We start from the raw sequence: 1949 nt of genomic DNA, 5'->3' as shown, positions 1-1949 counted from the left end.
ATCGGGCTGTACCGGCTGCTGATGTCGTCGGTGCATCATCCGGAGCGCCTCGCGCTGTCGGGGCAGGAGCCGCCGACGCCGCTCGACACGGTGTCCGCCTGGCCCGCGCACCTGAGCTTCGCCGAGCAGGCGATGGCGATCGACACGCTCACGTACCTGCCGACCGACATTCTCGCGAAGGTCGATCGCGCGGCGATGGCCGTGAGCCTCGAGACGCGCATGCCGTTCCTCGATCATCACGTCGTCGAATTCGCGTGGCGCGTGCCGGCGTCGGTGCGCTTGCCGGAAGGGCAGTCGAAGGCGCTGCTGCGCCGGCTGCTCGACCGGTACGTGCCGTCCGAGCTGATCGACCGGCCGAAGCAGGGTTTTTGCGCGCCCGTCGACCACTGGCTGCGCGGCGCGCTGCGCGACTGGGCCGACGCGCTGCTGCGGCCGTCGCGCCTGCGCGAAGAGGGCTTCTTCGATGCGGCGGCGGTCGAGCGGCTGTGGCGCCAGCACCAGACGGGCCGGATGAACTGGCAGCACCAGCTGTGGACGGTGCTGATGTTCCAGGCGTGGCTGGAACATCAGCGGGCGGCGTGATGCGGCATGCCGCGCGCAACCGGTGCGCGCGGCGCCACGCGGCCCGCGCGCCGCTATCAGCCCACGATCAGCCCACGATCAGCGGCGTGCCGACCGACAGGCGGTTCGGATCGCGTGAAACCGACGGATTGAGCTGCAGGATCTCGTTGAACGCGCGCGTGTCCTGCTCGCCGCGCGTCATCGCCTGCTGGTCAGTGCGCGACACGTGCGCGGCGTCGAGCAGCGACTGGCGATGCTGGTCGGCGATGACCCACAGCGAATCGCCGGCGACGACGATGTAGGGCTGCGGCGACCCCGACGGTTGCGCGGTCGACGGCGTGGCGCTGGCCGACGGCGAAGCCGGCGCGGCAGGCGACGCACTCGACGCACTGGGCGATGCAGTCGCCGAGGCGCTTGCAGAAGGACTGGCCGACGCGCTTGCCGAAGCACTCGGTGAAACGCCGGGCGCGAGATTCGACTGCGACGAATTCGACTGATTCGACTGATTCGACGAACTGGACCCCGAGCCGAAGAACGTCGTCCACAGACTTTCGATCAGCTTGTACGCGAACGCGCCGACCGGAATCAGCACGACGGCCGTCGGGATCTTCTTGATCAGCGGCGTCGCGTTCGGGAAATGCGTGTTCAGACGCCCGCCGAGCAGCAGCGCGGTGGACACGCCGGTCGCGATCGCGAGGTCGTAATGGCCGCCGCTCCACTGCACGCCGGTGCCGAGGCCGCCGTACGCGACGGCCATGAAGTCGCTCGCCGAATCGGTGAAGCGCACGATGCGGCTGCGCTTGTCGGCATTCACGCGGTGCGCGCCGATCGTGTAGACGAGGCCCGCATACGTGGCGCCGAACGCACCGCTCGCGATGGCGGCGGAGCCGTAGGCGAGATCGAACGCCCCGTGCGCGTGCACGACGCCGCTGATGCCGACCGCGAGCGTCGCGGTCGACGTGATCGCGGCGCCCGCGCGGCCCGCGATCCCGAACAGGTGGCGCGGGTTGCCGGTATGGAGCTGCTGCAGCGACGTGCCGCCGACGGTGCCCTGCATCTGCGCGAGCACGTCCGCGGCGAGCGCCTTGATGTGGGTGGTCGCGTCGTCGAAACTCATCAGCCCGACGCGGTTCAGCTCGACATACTGCGCGGCCAGCGTCCGCGCTTCGTTCGAGATCTGCTCGAGCTGCGCGCGCCGGTTCTGGCCGTAATCGTGCGCACCCGAGCGCAGCTGCCGCGACAGCGTCACTTCGAGCCGCGTGAGCACCGCCTGCGCGGCCTTCGGGTCGCCGGCCTGCAGCTGCGCACCGCACCCTCGGTGCATGACCTGGAACACGCGGCCCAGGCGCGAGCCCAGCAGGAACGACGACGTCGCGCTGCCGAGCATG

2 protein-coding genes are annotated in these 1949 nt (G+C 70.2%); one reads left to right on the top strand and one right to left on the bottom strand.

Features of this window, described 5'->3' with window-relative positions; translation table 11 throughout:
• A partial coding sequence (locus tag JMF90_RS35065; RefSeq protein ID WP_201326163.1) for an asparagine synthetase B occupies positions 1 to 582 on the top strand: 582 nt, incomplete at its 5' end.
• 67 nt (positions 583 to 649) lie between these two features.
• On the opposite strand, the gene JMF90_RS35060 is transcribed toward JMF90_RS35065, so the two are convergent.
• Positions 650 to 1949, bottom strand: a 1300-nt coding sequence (locus tag JMF90_RS35060) for an LWXIA domain-containing protein (protein WP_201326162.1), incomplete at its 5' end; no start/stop codon positions are given.

The sequence above is a fragment of the Burkholderia sp. E168m23 genome (assembly GCF_016586125.1).
In the GTDB taxonomy this organism is placed as follows: domain Bacteria; phylum Pseudomonadota; class Gammaproteobacteria; order Burkholderiales; family Burkholderiaceae; genus Burkholderia; species Burkholderia orbicola.
The sequence above is the reverse complement of the archived record's forward strand: the minus strand, read 5'-3'. Positions and strand labels throughout refer to the sequence as shown.